This is a genomic window from Alcanivorax hongdengensis A-11-3, from assembly GCF_000300995.1.
GTDB classification, from domain to species: domain Bacteria; phylum Pseudomonadota; class Gammaproteobacteria; order Pseudomonadales; family Alcanivoracaceae; genus Alcanivorax; species Alcanivorax hongdengensis.
In genome coordinates this window covers 14,116-28,079 of sequence record NZ_AMRJ01000002.1, presented here as the reverse complement: position 1 = coordinate 28,079, position 13,964 = coordinate 14,116, and the positions used below count along the sequence as shown (strand labels likewise).

15 protein-coding genes are annotated in these 13,964 nt (G+C 60.1%); 5 read left to right on the top strand and 10 right to left on the bottom strand.

What is annotated here, in order from left to right; genetic code table 11:
• Positions 1 to 47: 47 nt before the first annotated feature.
• Complete coding sequence (locus tag A11A3_RS01770) at positions 48 to 1,301, bottom strand: NADH:flavin oxidoreductase/NADH oxidase family protein (protein WP_008927545.1); 1,254 nt, start codon at positions 1,299 to 1,301, stop codon at positions 48 to 50.
• Between the two features lie 167 nt (positions 1,302 to 1,468).
• Here A11A3_RS01770 and A11A3_RS01765 point away from each other — a divergent pair, with 167 nt between their 5' ends.
• Complete coding sequence (locus A11A3_RS01765; RefSeq protein WP_040296625.1) at positions 1,469 to 1,780, top strand: ArsR/SmtB family transcription factor; 312 nt, start codon at positions 1,469 to 1,471, stop codon at positions 1,778 to 1,780.
• Here the strand turns inward: A11A3_RS01765 and A11A3_RS01760 are convergent, their stop codons facing one another.
• The 7 genes from A11A3_RS01760 to A11A3_RS01730 form a co-directional block, all read right to left on the bottom strand.
• Positions 1,781 to 2,113, bottom strand: a complete 333-nt coding sequence (locus A11A3_RS01760) for a hypothetical protein (protein WP_008927543.1) — start codon at positions 2,111 to 2,113, stop codon at positions 1,781 to 1,783.
• A gap of 258 nt (positions 2,114 to 2,371) precedes the next feature.
• Positions 2,372 to 3,577, bottom strand: a complete 1,206-nt coding sequence (locus A11A3_RS01755) for an acyl-CoA dehydrogenase family protein (protein WP_008927542.1) — start codon at positions 3,575 to 3,577, stop codon at positions 2,372 to 2,374.
• 14 nt (positions 3,578 to 3,591) lie between these two features.
• The gene (locus A11A3_RS01750; protein WP_008927541.1) at positions 3,592 to 4,899 is read right to left on the bottom strand and encodes an acyl-CoA dehydrogenase family protein; all 1,308 of its coding nucleotides are present in this window, start codon (positions 4,897 to 4,899) and stop codon (positions 3,592 to 3,594) included.
• Positions 4,900 to 5,364: 465 nt separating this feature from the next.
• The gene (locus A11A3_RS01745) at positions 5,365 to 6,540 is read right to left on the bottom strand and encodes an OmpA family protein (protein ID WP_040296599.1); all 1,176 of its coding nucleotides are present in this window, start codon (positions 6,538 to 6,540) and stop codon (positions 5,365 to 5,367) included.
• Positions 6,541 to 6,717: 177 nt separating this feature from the next.
• On the bottom strand, positions 6,718 to 7,509 hold the full coding sequence (locus tag A11A3_RS01740; protein WP_008927539.1) for a GGDEF domain-containing protein: 792 nt from the start codon (positions 7,507 to 7,509) through the stop codon (positions 6,718 to 6,720).
• Between the two features lie 89 nt (positions 7,510 to 7,598).
• A complete protein-coding gene (locus A11A3_RS01735) occupies positions 7,599 to 8,093 on the bottom strand; it encodes a chalcone isomerase family protein (protein ID WP_008927538.1) in 495 nt (164 codons plus the stop codon).
• Positions 8,075 to 8,635 (bottom strand): nuclear transport factor 2 family protein, encoded by a 561-nt coding sequence (locus tag A11A3_RS01730; protein WP_008927537.1) that lies wholly within the window; start codon positions 8,633 to 8,635, stop codon positions 8,075 to 8,077. Before A11A3_RS01730 ends, A11A3_RS01735 begins: the two co-directional genes overlap by 19 nt.
• An 83-nt stretch (positions 8,636 to 8,718) precedes the next feature.
• On the opposite strand from A11A3_RS01730, the gene A11A3_RS01725 reads away from it, so the two are divergent.
• From A11A3_RS01725 to A11A3_RS01710, 4 genes are read left to right on the top strand one after another with little or no spacing between them, the layout of a single operon-like run.
• Positions 8,719 to 9,246 (top strand): DUF2878 domain-containing protein, encoded by a 528-nt coding sequence (locus A11A3_RS01725; protein ID WP_008927536.1) that lies wholly within the window; start codon positions 8,719 to 8,721, stop codon positions 9,244 to 9,246.
• Positions 9,239 to 10,009: a DUF1295 domain-containing protein gene (locus tag A11A3_RS01720; RefSeq protein WP_008927535.1), complete on the top strand. Its 771-nt coding sequence runs from the start codon at positions 9,239 to 9,241 to the stop codon at positions 10,007 to 10,009. The genes A11A3_RS01725 and A11A3_RS01720 overlap by 8 nt, the downstream gene beginning before the upstream one ends.
• Positions 10,006 to 11,022, top strand: coding sequence for an SAM-dependent methyltransferase (locus A11A3_RS01715; protein WP_008927534.1), 1,017 nt, complete (start codon positions 10,006 to 10,008; stop codon positions 11,020 to 11,022). Before A11A3_RS01720 ends, A11A3_RS01715 begins: the two co-directional genes overlap by 4 nt.
• On the top strand, positions 11,019 to 12,284 hold the full coding sequence (locus A11A3_RS01710; RefSeq protein WP_008927533.1) for a sensor histidine kinase: 1,266 nt from the start codon (positions 11,019 to 11,021) through the stop codon (positions 12,282 to 12,284). The genes A11A3_RS01715 and A11A3_RS01710 overlap by 4 nt, the downstream gene beginning before the upstream one ends.
• Here A11A3_RS01710 and A11A3_RS01705 read toward each other — a convergent pair.
• On the bottom strand, positions 12,274 to 13,134 hold the full coding sequence (locus A11A3_RS01705; RefSeq protein ID WP_083851649.1) for a GAF domain-containing protein: 861 nt from the start codon (positions 13,132 to 13,134) through the stop codon (positions 12,274 to 12,276). The genes A11A3_RS01710 and A11A3_RS01705 overlap by 11 nt on opposite strands.
• A 68-nt stretch (positions 13,135 to 13,202) precedes the next feature.
• Positions 13,203 to 13,901: a response regulator transcription factor gene (locus A11A3_RS01700; RefSeq protein WP_008927531.1), complete on the bottom strand. Its 699-nt coding sequence runs from the start codon at positions 13,899 to 13,901 to the stop codon at positions 13,203 to 13,205.
• Positions 13,902 to 13,964: the final 63 nt, after the last annotated feature.

Below are 13,964 nucleotides of genomic sequence, written 5' to 3'. Positions count from 1 at the left end.
CCGCATTCGCGGGGCTTTTTGTTGGCGGTTGACGGGGTTATCCGACCTCAGCTGTTGGCCCGCATGCGCCGGGTCCGCAAGCTACCCATGCCCATGCCTGCAGCTACCTTGAACAGCGAGAACAGCACGCTTTCATCCGGGCGCGGGTCTTTGCCCTTGCCCATGCGATGCAGCTGACGGGAAAACCAGGACACCTCCATCATGGCCATTTCATCAATGGCCTTGATGCCGGTCTTGCGCGGGGTTACCCGGCTGACCACGCCGTTTTGCCCGGCCAGGATGCGATTGGGCAGGTCCGGCTCCACGGCCAGGGGGCGGGCAATGCCGACCAGATCGGTGGCGCCGCTGTCGATGGCATCGGCCATGGCCTTGGCGGAACGGAAGCCGCCGGTAACCATCAGCGGAATGGATACCCGTTTGCGGATTTCATTGGCGTAATCCAGAAAGTAGGCTTCCCGGGCCACGGTGCTTTCGCGCACTCCCTTGGCCCCGGCCATGGCCGGATTTTCGTAATTGCCACCGGAGATCTCCAGCAGATCGAGCCCTTCGGCGGCCAGGGTTTCGGCCACGGTCATGGATTCTTCTTCCGTGAAGCCGCCGCGCTGGAAGTCCGCGGAGTTGAGTTTGATGCTCACCGGATAGGCATCGCCCACCGCCTTGCGGATGGCCCGGTAGATCTCCAGCGGGAAGCGCATGCGGTTTTCCAGGGAGCCGCCCCATTGATCCTCACGGCGGTTGTGGTGGCCGGACAGGAACTGGCTGACCAGATAGCCGTGGGCTCCATGGATCTGCACGCCGGTGAAACCGGCTTTTTTGGCAATGGCGGCGCTGGTGGCAAAGCGCTGAATGATGTCCCGGATTTCCGCTTCGGTGAGCGCCCGGGGTGTTTTGAAGGCGCTTTTCAGCTCCTTGCCGAAGGGGACGGCGGATGGCGCCAGGGTATCGCCACTGGCAAGCATGCGCGGGATTTGCTTGCCGGGGTGGTTGAGCTGTACCCAGATGTGGCCGCTCTGGCTCTTGCCGGCTTCTGCCCAGCGCTGTAGCAGGGCCATGTCTGTTTCGTCCTCGAGCACCACGTTGTTGGGCTCGCCAGTATGGTGACGGTCGACCATGATGTTGCCGGTGATCAGCAGGCCGGTGCCACCCTCGGCCCAGCGCTGATAGAGACGCACCAGCTCCTCGGTGGCATGGTTATCAATGGTTCCCAGGGCCTCGCTCATGGCTGACTTGGCGAAGCGGTTGCCAAGGGTGGCACCGCAGGGCAGGGCCAGTGACTGGCCCAGGGTTTGTGCATGGCTCACGCGAATATCTCCTGCTGGAAGCGGTGGGCAAAAGCCGGTAGCTTAATAGTTCGATGGCTGTCAAACTATAAAACACTTCGATAGTCGTCAAACTGTTTTCACCGGAGGCACGGCAATTGGCCCATAAGGAATCACAGAAAAACGCCAAGGTAGACGAGGAGGCATCAGTGAGTCGTGAGGAGCGACTGGCGCGGGCCTTCAAGGCGTTGGCCAATGCCAACCGCTTGCGGATTTATCAGGTTATTCTCGAGCACAGCCGCGAGCAGGACCAGGTAGACCTGGCGCGGGTACCCGCCGGTTGTGCCTTTGGCGATTTCATTCAGCGTCTGAACGTGGGCGCTCCCACGATTTCCCACCATGTGCGTGAACTGGTGGAGGCCGGCCTGATTACCGTTACCCGGCAGGGGCGGCGACGTTACTGCCGCATCAACCCGGACATGTACCGGCTGTTGTCCGGGTTTCTGGCGCGCGTGGGCTGATCAGCTCTGGCAGTGGCGGCTGTATTCGCTGATGGCCTTGTTGCTGTGCGGGTCCACCAGGTCCACCCATACGCTTAACGCGGCCTTGTTGCGAGTGTTCTGCAGCTGGCTGAAGTCTCCGGCGCTGAGATCGCCGGAAAGCGTATCCCCGGCGTGGGGTGACTGGCCCTTGAGTTGCTTGACCAGCACCATGCCGTGGCTGCTGTTGAGAAGAATGTAGTCGCAGCTCTGACTGAGGACCACGGTGGCCAGTTGTGAACTGGCGGCCAGGGCGGTCTGGCTGGTCAAGGCGGCGGCAAGAACGGTTATGGCAAAGACGGTTTTGGCGGACATTGGCTGGCCCCCCTTTTTCCTGTTGTTGTTCTTTCCCTTCGATCCCCTGTGGGGATGTCCGGCCCTGCTACCTGCCATGATGGCAAAGTTCAGGGCATCCCTGTGTTGCTCTATCGGTGTACAACTGTAAATGTCACTGACTGGATGGTGTCACAACGTTGGCGTGACGAACATCATCGTTAGGGGGGATTTTGCGCTAGGGATTTAGTGGTAGAAAAAGCCGGGTATCGCATGGATACCCGGCCCGGGAGGAGGGGATTACTTCAGTTCCTTGGACGAAAGTCCCAGTACGCGACGGGCAATGATCAGCTGCTGGATTTGCTGAGTGCCTTCAAAAATATCGAGAATTTTTGAATCGCGGGCCCATTTTTCCAGCAGTTCGTCCTCGGTGTAACCCAGGCTGCCGGCCAGCTCCACACAGCGCAGGGTGATCTGGTTACCCACGCGCCCGGCCTTGGCCTTGGAAATGGACGCCTCCAGGGAATTGGCCTTCTTGTTGTCGGCCATCCAGGCGGCTTTCACCGCCAGCCAGTAGGCGGCTTCCCAGTCGGCTTCCATGCGGTAGATCTCCGCTTCCACCGCCGAGCAGTTGTCCACCGGCTTGCCGTAGTCATAGCTCATGTGGTCCTTGAGCAGCTCCTTGATGCGCTCCAGTGAGGCCTTGGCGCAACCGATGGCCATGGCGGCCACCAGCGGGCGGGTATTGTCGAAGGTTTCCATGACACCGGCGAAACCTTTCTTGGTGTCGATTTCTTCACTGCCCAGCAGGTTTTCCGCCGGTACCCGGCAGTCCACGAAGTTGATGGCGGCGGTGTCGGAAGCGCGGATGCCCAGTTTCTTTTCCAGACGAGCCAGCTCCATGCCCGGGGTGCCCCAGTCCACCACAAAGGATTTGATGGCGGCACGGCCCAGTTTCGGATCCAGTGATGCCCAGACCACGACGCAGTCGGCCCGGGAGCCGGAGGTCACATAGATCTTCTCGCCATTAAGGATGTAGTGGTCACCATCCTTTTTGGCCGTAGTGCGGATAGCGGCGGAGTCCGAGCCGCAGCTGGGCTCGGTGATGGCCATGGCCGCCCACTTGCCCTTGAACCGCTCCAGTTGCTCATCGTTGGCTACCGCGGCAATGGCGGCGTTGCCCAGCCCCTGGCGGGGCATGGCCAGCAGGAAGCCGGTATCGCCGTAGCACATTTCCATGGCGCCCAGGCAAACGCCCATGTTGGCGCCGTTCTTGACGCCACCGTCGTCTTCCACCTTGCCTTTGCCGGTGGTGGCCGCGCCGGCGGAGTTGGCCGGGTCACCTTCGTTGAAGCCATCCAGCACCGCAGCCAGCATATCCAGTTCCTTGGGATATTCATGCTCGCCCCGGTCGTACTTGCGGGACAGCGGGCGGAGGGTGCTCTGGGCCACCTGATAGGCGTTGTTGATCAGGGGTTTGAACTTCTTGGGAATTTCGAGATTCATTGTTGTGTCCCTCCTTACAGGTGCAGGCCGCCGAAGGCGACACCGATGGCACGCAGGTCGCGGTACCAGCGCTCGACAGGATATTCCTTGGTGAAGCCATGGCCGCCCAGCAGCTGAACGCCGTCGGTGCCGATCTTCATGGCCTTTTCCTTGACCAGAGTCCGGGCCAGGTGCGCTTCACGCTGGAAGGATTTGTTCTGCTCCGCCCGGCACACGGCGCGGTAGGTGAGCATGCGCATGGAGTCCAGCTCGATGGCCATGTCAGCGATCATGAAGGCTACCGCCTGACGATGGCTGATCGGCTCACCAAAGGCAACTCGCTCGTTACAGTAGCTGACCACGTAATCCAGTACCGCCTGGCAGGTGCCGATGGCCAACGCGCACCAGCCGAGGGTGCCCAGGTCCACAAAGGCGCGGTAATCGAAGTCGTCATTGCCCAGGCGGTTTTCTGCCGGGATGCGTACGTTATCCAGTTTGAGCGGGCGCTGGGCGCTGGCGCGGATACCCATGGACGGATCGTCGCCGGCGGTCAGGCCTTCGGTGCCGCCTTCGATGATGAATACCGCCGGACCGTTGTCGGTCTGTGCCGCCACCAGGAAAATTTCGGCTTCTGCGGCCAACGGCACCAGGGATTTCTCGCCGTTGAGCACATAGTGGTTGCCGTCCTTGCGGGCGGTGGTCTGCAGGGCCATGGGGTCGAACAGCGGACGCGGTTCGCACACGGCAATGGTGGCCTTGGGCGGGTTTTCCTCGGCGAAGGTGGTCAGGTATTTGTCCTGCTGCTGGGCGGTGCCCCACTGGGTCAGGGCATTGGCCACACTCATCGGCGCGAGAATCGCCACCGCCTGGCCCATGTCACCGTTGGCAAGGTCTTCGGCCACCAGCATGCTGGTGACGGTGGAGCGCTCGCTGGCCGCGCCGCCCAGGGCTTCCGGCACAGCGAAGAAGTTGAGCCCCAGTTCCTGGGCCTGGGCCAGCACGTCGTCACTGGTGCGTTGGGCGTCATCGGCGCTTTCGCCCTGGGCCAGCAGCACTTCGCGGGCGAAGGCCTGGACACTGTCGCGGATCATCTGCTGTTCGTCGGTGACGCCAAGATCGAACATGTCGCGGGTGTGGCCCGGTGCGGTCAGTCGGGTGGGCTTGCTGCCCGGGTTGCTGGACTTGAAGGCCCGCGCCGTGGTGGTCAGTACCTGGAAACCGCTGCGAGTGAGCGTGTAGGCCAGTCGCTCGACGGTTTTGCGCATGCCCATCTTGTCCAGCACTTCGGAGCTGGCCAGGCGATTGAGCGCAGTCAGCGCATAACCCACTGCATCTTTTGCCATGCTGAAACCTCATTGTTGTTTATCTGATTGACCTTGATTATGGCGCAGTGAGGGGGACTCTCATTGACCGGCCTGCCTGTTCTGGCCGGCGGGCAGGCAACCGACTGGCGCTGTAGACCTAGTCAAACGGATCACAAGAGAGTAGTGGGCAGATAAAAAAATACCCCGCATGGGCGGGGTATAACGAACTCCTGAGCATGTGCCGCAAGGATCACTCCATGATGATGGCGACATGGAACCTGGTCTGCAGGAGCTCCGACTTGAGCTGAATGACACTTGGCTAATTGTCAGGATCAGTATAGGGCAGAGGCGGCATTTGGGCAGGGCATTCCGTCCGCGGGGCGTGGCAATGGTCCGCCCGGTTGGCGTGTAGGGATAACTTTGGCGGGAGGCAGGACAAGTCAGCAATTCAGGCATAAAAAAGGGCCGGCATAGCCGGCCCTTTTCAGGAAGTACAGGGAAGGGTTACTGCTGACCTTCGAACTGGGCTTCCTTGGTGGTGGCTTTCATGGTCGCTTCCACGCGACGGTTCTGGGCGCGGCCATCCCGGGTGCTGTTGTCAGCAATCGGGCTTTCCTCGCCATGACCTTCGGTGGAGATGCGGTCAGCACTGATGTTGAACTGGTCAACCAGCACTTTCTTCACAGCGTCGGCACGCTGCTTGGACAACTTCTTGTTGTAGGCAGCCGAGCCGGTGCTGTCAGTGTAGCCGGCCAGAACCAGATCCGCGGACGGGTACTGGGTCATCTTGTTGGCCAGGTCTTCCAGTTCCGGATAGGAGGTCTGACGAACCTCGGCCTTGTCCAGGCCAAACTCCACGTACAGGGTTTCCTTGATGTCCTTGCTCAGGTACTGCTGACAGCCCTGATCATCCACCAGCGCACCGGCCGGGGTGTTGGGGCAGTCATCCATGCTGTTGACCACGCCATCGGCGTCGTCGTCCAGCTCACAGCCGTTGGCATCCACCTGGGCGCCGGCGGCGGTGCTGGCGCACTGATCCTGGTCATCCGGCACGCCGTCACCGTCGGTGTCGGTCACCACGTTCTCTACCGGCATCGGCGCGGGCTCTTCCTTGGTGCTGGCACCAATCAGGAAATTCAGGCCTGCGTAGATTTCTGCATCCCAACGCTCAGTGCGGAAGCTGTAATAGGGGCGCGCGCCCACATCCAGCAGGAAATGCGGATGCAGCAGGGTCTGGAAGCCGCCTTCAAGGGTACCAATGGTTTCCTTGAAGTCGTTACCGCCGTCGGCACGAGAGAACTCGGTGCGGTACTCACCGGCGCCGATGCCCACGTACGGTTCGAAGGCAGAGTTGCCGTAGAAGTGCTTGCGCACTGCCAGGGAGGCAATGTTGGTATCTACATCTCTGTCACCGAAAAGTTCGGCGGAGGTGTTGTTGCGTTCCCACCAGCCTTGCACGGACCAGTCTTTGCTAAAGCGATAACCCAGCTGGGCACCGGGGAGGGTAATTTCATTTTCGCTGGTATTTTGGTCAATGTGGCCACCCACATCCAGCCAGTTCTCGCTGATGTGACCACCAAAGTAGAAATAGCGATCGGGCATTTCATCAGCCGTTGCAACAGTCGCAACAGACACTGACGCGCAAGCAATGCTAGCAGCAAGTAAACGTTTGGCGTCCATAAACTCCTTCCTTGTGTTATCAATTTTTGGCAGAACAAACACGGGCTTAGTGTTCACCCGAGGACAAGTTCCTGTAAATCCTCTAGGGAAGATTAATAAAAAAATTTACAAATATGGAATTCTATTGGTAGAACCTTCTCATTTTTTTGTAACAGAACGGTAAGAAGGAACCATTTACTACCTATCGGTTAATGCTTTGTCATTAGTCGAGAGTGATGGTATTTCGCGGTGGTCGTTGCGATTCTGGTAAAGCGCATAATCGGCTTCATTGAGCAACTGGTTGAGATTGCGACCGCTGTTTTCGGTACTGGCCACGCCGATGCGGGCATTGACCGTAATGTCACCGCTCTCGTGGTGTTGACTGATGCGCGAGGTCAACTGGCGCAGCCCTTCGCCCATGCGCTGGGAGTCGTCGTAACTGGTATGCGGCAGCACCAGCAGAAACTGGGCCCCATCAAAGCGACCGAACAGGTCACTCTCACGGATCTTTTCACGAATGCAGTCGGCAAACTGGCGCAGCAGCTGTTCACCGGCATGGCGGCCATGGGTGTCCTGCAACTGGCCGAAGTCGTTGATCTCCAGCAACAGAATGGAAACCGGGTAGTCGTGGCGCTGGCTGAGGGCCAGTTCGCGCTCCAGCATGCCCAGCAGGTGAGGGCGGTTGAACAGGCCGGTGAGATGATCCTCCCGGGCCTGCTGCTGCAGCAGGCGATTATGTCGGTCCAGGGCCAGAAGCCGGGTGCTGACCAGGTAAAATGGCGCGGGGAGCACCAGCAGGGGGATGACGATGGCCAAGGTCAGGGCAGAGAGCCAGTCCCGCTCGCCGACAACCAGAATGGCTACGCTGGTGAGGATGACACAGAGAATCACCGCCGACAGTGTCATCAATGCGGTTGAGCGCGCCGCGCTCAGGCGGTCACGTCTGATCACCTGATGTGCCGTGCCCGCGACGATCTGAAACAGCCTCATGCGGCCTTCCCCACCCTGATTCGATTGTTGATCTGTTGTTGTTGGCCAACAGTATCCCGTCTGGCCCGGGTGGGTGCAATATGCGGCGGTTATCTGCCGAGCAGATTTTCCTTGAGCGAATCGGAATAGGGGTCGTCACCAAACCAGATGGCCAGGTAGGCGCGGGCGAAATCATCCCCTTTCTCCCGGGCCAGCGGCTCACCGTTGAGTGCCAGCACCAGGCTACCATCGGTGTCATAGGTCAGCGTGTAGGTGTCGCCGTCACCGATGTCCCGATAGTGGCTGTTGAAGGCCTCCACGCGCGCCTTGAGCTTCTGGAACTGGCTATCGCTGGTGTTCAGTTCGATAAAGTGTTCGGCGGCCTTGGCGAAGGCGCTGCCGGGAACATCCCGGAAGTAGCTGAAACTCAGCCTGACCGGCGCGTTGAGCAAATCCTGGCTGCGGCAGTCCTGGCGCAGCAGCTGCGCCTTGCCGACGGTGAAAAACTTCAGCGCCTTCACGTCGGCGCTGTGGCAGCTCTGCCAGGCATGGGCTGCGGGAATCAGCATCAGTGTGAAAAACAGTGTCAGTGCTCGCGTAACCATCGTGTCATCGGTCCTATGACGGGAAGGTGTTGATCCAGCCCCTGGCTGCTGTCCCAGAAGTCCTGCTGAAAAATGACCTGCCCCTGATCATTGAAGCGCAACTGGCTGATGCCGATGGTGCGCGACAGACGCTGGGTACCCAGCAGGGTAAAGCGTGCCTCCATCTTCCACATAATGAAGACGCTGTCACCGTCGCGCAGGATGCGCAGTGGTGTCAGTGACATTTCGTCCAGTTGCTGGCTGGTTTTGATCAGATACTGTTCAAGCGCATCCCGGTCCCGCAGGGTGCTCAGGGTGTCGTTGAAATACAGGGCAGGGGCAAATACCTGCTTGATGTGTGCCTTGATGTAGGCCTCGTTCAGAGGGCTGAACAGCGCCAGATAGGCCTGCACCGTGGCATCGTCGGGCTGTACCGCGCCCTTGGCTGACTGGTCGGCCTGAAGATACTGATCGGTATAGCCGTAGGGGCCGCGTGGTGCACTGCTGCAGCCACCCAGCAGGCAAAACGACATTAGCAGCCAGAGCAGGGATATGGGTTTCATGGCGCTACTGTCCGCCGTCACTGGTGAACCGGTTGTGAAGCTGTTTCACAGCCTTTTGACGAGGGCCGGAGCAAGCTTGCGCAATGAAAAAGGATTCCCTACTGATCATCGGTAATGCCCTGGCCTTCCAGCTGCTCTGGTTTGCCGCTGTGCTGGGCGGTTCCGGTTGGGCATGGAGCGTGCTGGCGCCGATGGTATTGATACAGTGCCTGGCAGGCGGACACTGGCGCCGTGACGGGCGCATGCTGTTGATCGGCGGTGGGCTTTGCCTGGCGCTGGAGCCGCTTTGGCTGGCATCGTCTCTGCTGGTTTATCAGCAATGGCACAGCCAGTGGCTGGCCCCGCCCTGGATCTGGGCGTTGTGGTTGGGGTTTGCGGTCAGTTTCCACTATAGCCTTTACTGGCTGCAGGGGCGTCCCTGGCTGGCGGCACTGATCGGGGCCATCGGCGGGGTGGTGTCGGTGACCGCCGGCCTGCGTCTGGGCGCGGCGGTCACTCCCCAGGGCTGGCTGCCCTTTGCTATGGTTTATGGTGGTGCCTGGGCGCTGGCCGTCCCTTTCATGGCCTGGGTGGCCGGGCGTCAGGATCACCGGGAGGAACATTATGCCTGACATGCTTTCGGTGCTGCTGGCGCAGACCGCGCTGGCGACCCTGCTATGGCTTTATCAATGGCGCAGCGGTAATGCCGGCTGGGTGGATGTGTTCTGGAGTGCCGCGGTCGGTGTGACAGCGCTGGTTTACCTGGCCAGTGGTGACGGGGCTTTGCCAGTGCGCGTGATCAGTGCCTTGCTGGTGACAATCTGGTCCTGGCGACTGGCCTCCCATATTTTCAAACGGGTGGCTTCTGATCAGGCCGAGGACGGGCGTTATGCGGCTATGCGGGCATCCCTGGGCGCCATGGTGCAGCCGGTCTTCCTGCTGTTTTTCTGGGCCCAGGCGTTGCTGGCCTGGTTGTTTTCCCTGCCGTTTCGCGTGCTCGCCGATCACACTACCTTCAGCTGGCCTCTGCTGATTGCCGGGTTGCTGGTGGGGCTCTTGGCCATTGCCGGGGAATCCCTGGCCGACCGCCAACTGGCGGCTTTCAAGGCCCGACGCGACAGCGCCGGCAAAACCTGCCGTGAGGGGCTCTGGCGTTACTCCCGTCATCCCAACTACTTTTTCGAGTGGCTGCACTGGTTCAGCTACCCGCTGATTGCCGTCGGCGCCGCCGGTGGTGCCTGGTTGTGGTTGTTGCCGGTGGTGATGTGGCTGTTCCTGTGGTTTGTCACCGGCATTCCCTACACCGAGAAGCAGGCACTCAAATCCCGTGGTGATGATTATCGCCATTACCAGCAAACCACGTCTGCGTTCTTTCCCTGGAGACCCAAATCATGATGATTCAGATGGCCGAGTCCGGCCTGTTACCCGATGCGCTGGTGCGCTTTGGCATCCGCCGTCTGCTGGGGCAGCGTCTGCAGCAGGAGCAGCAGCGAGACAACCCGGCGGATCTTCAATCGCAGTTGCAATCCGGGCCTGTGGCCGTGGAGCAGGATGCGGCCAACGAGCAGCACTATGAAGTGGATGCCCGTTTTTACCGTCAGGTACTGGGCCCGCACCTGAAGTATTCCAGTGGCTACTGGCCCGACACGGGCAGTACCCTGGCTGAGGCCGAGGCTGCCATGCTGGCGCTCACCTGTGAGCGTGCCGAACTGGCAGATGGCCAGGACATTCTGGAGATGGGCTGCGGCTGGGGCTCACTGACCCTGTGGATGGCCGAGCATTATCCGGGCAGTCGGGTGACCGCGATTTCCAACTCCCACTCCCAGCGTGAGTACATCATGGCACGGGCCGCGGAGCGGGGCCTGGACAACCTGCAGGTAGTCACCGCGGATGCCGCCGTCTATGAGCCGGACCAGCAGTTTGACCGGGTGGTGTCGGTGGAGATGTTCGAACACATGCGTAATCACCGGGAGCTGATGCGCCGCATTGCCGGCTGGCTGCGACCGGACGGCAAACTGTTCGTGCATGTCTTCTGCCACCGGACTCTGACCTATCTGTTCGAGACAGAAGGGGAAGACAACTGGATGGGCCGCTACTTCTTTACCGGTGGCATGATGCCCGCCTGGGACTGGCTGCCCGAGTGCGCCGCCGGCAGCCTGCGTGAGCAGCAGCGCTGGGAAGTGAACGGCACCCACTATGGCCGCACCCTGGAAGCCTGGCTGGAGGAGGCGGATGACAAACGCGATGCGCTGATCCCGCTGCTCAATGAGTGCTACGGCCAGGGGCAGGGCAAGGTCTGGTTGCAACGTTGGCGCATGTTTTTCATGGCCTGCGCGGAATTGTTTAATTATCGTGATGGAAAGGAATGGTTTGTGGCCCATTATCTTTTCACACGGGAGATGCAATGAAGCGAGGCGGTGTCCAGTACCGGCTGACACGGGTTTATCTGTTACAGCTGCTATTGATCAGTCTGGCCACGGTGCTCGGGGTATGGGCGACGGCCAATATCATCGAGCACGTGCTGGTCAAGGAAGCCCTGATCAAGGAAGCCGAGCACTACTGGAAACTGCAGTCGGAAAACCCGCAGCAACCCCGGCCCAACACCCGGCATCTATTGGGGTTGCTGCAAAGCGACCAGGTGCATGACGACGTGCCTGACACCCTGCAGGCAATGCCCGATGGCTATCAGCGGGTCAAGCTCAATGGCCAGAACCCGATCGTCTATATCGAGCACAACGGCAGCAAACGGCTTTACCTGATCTTCGACGAGCAGCGTGTCACGGTGCTGGCTTTCCTGTTCGGTATCCTGCCGCTCACCGGTGTGTTGCTGGTGATTTACATCACCTCGTTCATGGGCTGGCGCAAATCCCGTCAACTGGTGTCGCCACTGGTGCAGCTGGCGGATACCCTGCGCGATACTTCCGTGGATGGTCCTCGCCAGGCACGCCCGGATCTGTCGCATATCGATGCGGAGGCCGATAGTGAGGTGGCGGTGCTGGTATCCGCCCTGGAAGCCTACGCGGATCGTCTGGTCAATTTCGTTGAGCGCGAGCGACAGTTCACCCGCGATGCCAGCCACGAGCTGCGCACGCCGCTGGCGGTCTTCCGTGCCAATCTGGAGTTACTGGCCGGGCAGGTGGGCGATCGCCCGCAGATCAGCCGCATGAGCGATACTGTGGATGACATGGAAGCGGTGCTGGAAACGCTGCTGACCCTGGCGCGCACGGAGCAGCGCGACCAACAGGAAGAACCGGTGATCGTCAACGACATGGCAGTCAACCTGATGGAGCGGCTCAAACCCCTGGCCGATCGCAAGCAGATTCGCATCCAGGTGCGCCAGACCGCCCTGGTAACGGTCAAGGCCCCGGAAGCGGTGCTTTCCATCGTGCTGACCAACCTGCTGCGAAATGCCATCAACTACAGTGGCTCCGGGGAGGTGGCCATTGTGCTGGCCGAGTCCGCAGTACATGTTCGCGACACGGGTTCGGGCATGGAAGCCGATGAACTGGAGCGCCTGCTCAAGCCCTTCGAGCGCGGTAACAGCAAGGAGGGTGGCCACGGCCTGGGCCTGGCGATCGTGCAACGGTTATGCGAGCGCTACCACTGGCAACTCGATGTGGCCAGTGAGCGCGGCAAGGGCACGGATGTAAGGGTGCGTTTTATTCGTTAAGCGGTGGAGCGCCCTGATCCAGGGCGCTGGTGCTGACCCTTACCAGTAATTGTTTGGCGTTAAGCGCATCGCGAATACGGTTGGCAATGGGCGGTGCCTGGTCGGCATCGGTTTCGCACAGCAATACCGAAAAGCCGTTGCCTCCGTGGTGGCAAATGCTGTCCTGCTCGCGCAGCAGCGCCGCCAACGAGTCGGCGATCACGACGGGGTCGCCATCTGTAGGGCCCTGCAGGCGCATGACCACGGCAGCCAGGCCAAAATCCCGGCAACGGCGGCGCTCCTGACGAATCACTTCCTGCCAGCCGGTTTCATTAAGCAGACCGGTCTGTTCACAGCGATGGGGTTGTTCAATGAAGTCAGTGATGCGCTGGTGTTTCAGATCGGAAAGCGCATTACCGAGCAGAAAACTGATCAGCCGTGCCTGATGCTCCAGGGCGCTGTGTTGTTCCAGCAAGGTCGGTTCAACCGGACTCGGATTGAGGGCGCACAGGGTACCGAAGAAACGTTGCTTGTGGTCGGTGAGGGGCAAGCCGATATAGGCACCGATATCCAGTTGCTGATTGATCGGAGCGCTTTGATAGGCCGGTTCATCCCGGGTGTCCGCCACCACCGTGGGCGCGCCGTTTTCCATCATCCGGCAGCAGTAGGTATGTTGCCAGCACAGACGCTCGCCGCGCTGCAGCCCGTAATGACCATCGCGCAGGCGCAGCAGAATCAATTCATCACCATGGCGCCGGGCTACCATCCACAGGGCCATGCCGAACCGCATTTGCAGGTCGGCAAGGTGTGCATCAAGCAGTTCCTGAAAAGATGTGTAATGGCTTTTTGATATTGCGTGCGGTTCAGTCATAGCGGGCGGTTATTGTGTTTTGGCCCAATTCTGCGTTTGCCGCACGCCACAGTGCAAGTATTACGGTTTTATTGTGCGCTCTGTCTCGCATCGCGAATGCTGAAACCAACGCCGGGCAGGGTGTTGAGCAAGGCATCCTCGAAGGGTTTGTCCACCGCCTTGCGAAGGTTGTACAGGTGACTGCGCAGGGCATCGGAATCAGGTACCAGGTCTCCCCACAGTTCCTGTTCCAGCTGCTCACGGCTAACCACCTTCGGAGACTCACGCATGAGAATGCGCAGAATGCGAAAAGCCGTGGGTGAAAGCTTCAGCAGCTGGCCATCGCGGCGTACTTCCTGGCGGGCCGGGTCCAGTTCCAGGTCACCGACCTGCAGATGGTTGGCCGCCACCTCCCGCCGTTGGCGGCGAACCAGGGCGGTGACTCGCGCGGCCAGTTCCGGCAGGGCAAAGGGTTTGACGATATAGTCGTCACCGCCCCGGTCGAAACCTTCCAGCTTGTCATCCAGCTGATCCCGGGCGGTCATGAAAATGATCGGCGTATCCACAGCCAGGTCCTGGCGCAGGTACTGACAAAAACTGTAGCCGTCTTCACCGGGCAGCATGATATCCAGTAGCAGCACATCGTAGTGATGTTCCTGCACCAGAGACCGGGCCAGACTGGTGTCGCCGGCGTAGTCCACCATGGCCCCTTCCAGTTCCAGGTATTCGACCACGGTCTGGGCCAGTTGGCGGTGATCTTCCACCAGTAGTACCGAAAGGTTTTTCATGGTTTATCCTCCCTGTGTTCAGGCAAGCGTGGCGGTTGTCACGTCAATATCCTGTCAAAATCA

Coding starts and splice junctions, on each gene's coding strand:
- A11A3_RS01760 (WP_008927543.1), bottom strand. CDS start 2,113: ATGTCCGCCAAAACCGTCTTTGCCATAACCGTTCTTGCCGCCGCCTTG.
- A11A3_RS01755 (WP_008927542.1), bottom strand. CDS start 3,577: ATGAATCTCGAAATTCCCAAGAAGTTCAAACCCCTGATCAACAACGCC.
- A11A3_RS01750 (WP_008927541.1), bottom strand. CDS start 4,899: ATGGCAAAAGATGCAGTGGGTTATGCGCTGACTGCGCTCAATCGCCTG.
- A11A3_RS01745 (WP_040296599.1), bottom strand. CDS start 6,540: ATGGACGCCAAACGTTTACTTGCTGCTAGCATTGCTTGCGCGTCAGTG.
- A11A3_RS01740 (WP_008927539.1), bottom strand. CDS start 7,509: ATGAGGCTGTTTCAGATCGTCGCGGGCACGGCACATCAGGTGATCAGA.
- A11A3_RS01735 (WP_008927538.1), bottom strand. CDS start 8,093: ATGGTTACGCGAGCACTGACACTGTTTTTCACACTGATGCTGATTCCC.
- A11A3_RS01730 (WP_008927537.1), bottom strand. CDS start 8,635: ATGAAACCCATATCCCTGCTCTGGCTGCTAATGTCGTTTTGCCTGCTG.
- A11A3_RS01725 (WP_008927536.1), top strand. CDS start 8,719: ATGAAAAAGGATTCCCTACTGATCATCGGTAATGCCCTGGCCTTCCAG.
- A11A3_RS01720 (WP_008927535.1), top strand. CDS start 9,239: ATGCCTGACATGCTTTCGGTGCTGCTGGCGCAGACCGCGCTGGCGACC.
- A11A3_RS01715 (WP_008927534.1), top strand. CDS start 10,006: ATGATGATTCAGATGGCCGAGTCCGGCCTGTTACCCGATGCGCTGGTG.
- A11A3_RS01710 (WP_008927533.1), top strand. CDS start 11,019: ATGAAGCGAGGCGGTGTCCAGTACCGGCTGACACGGGTTTATCTGTTA.
- A11A3_RS01705 (WP_083851649.1), bottom strand. CDS start 13,134: ATGACTGAACCGCACGCAATATCAAAAAGCCATTACACATCTTTTCAG.
- A11A3_RS01700 (WP_008927531.1), bottom strand. CDS start 13,901: ATGAAAAACCTTTCGGTACTACTGGTGGAAGATCACCGCCAACTGGCC.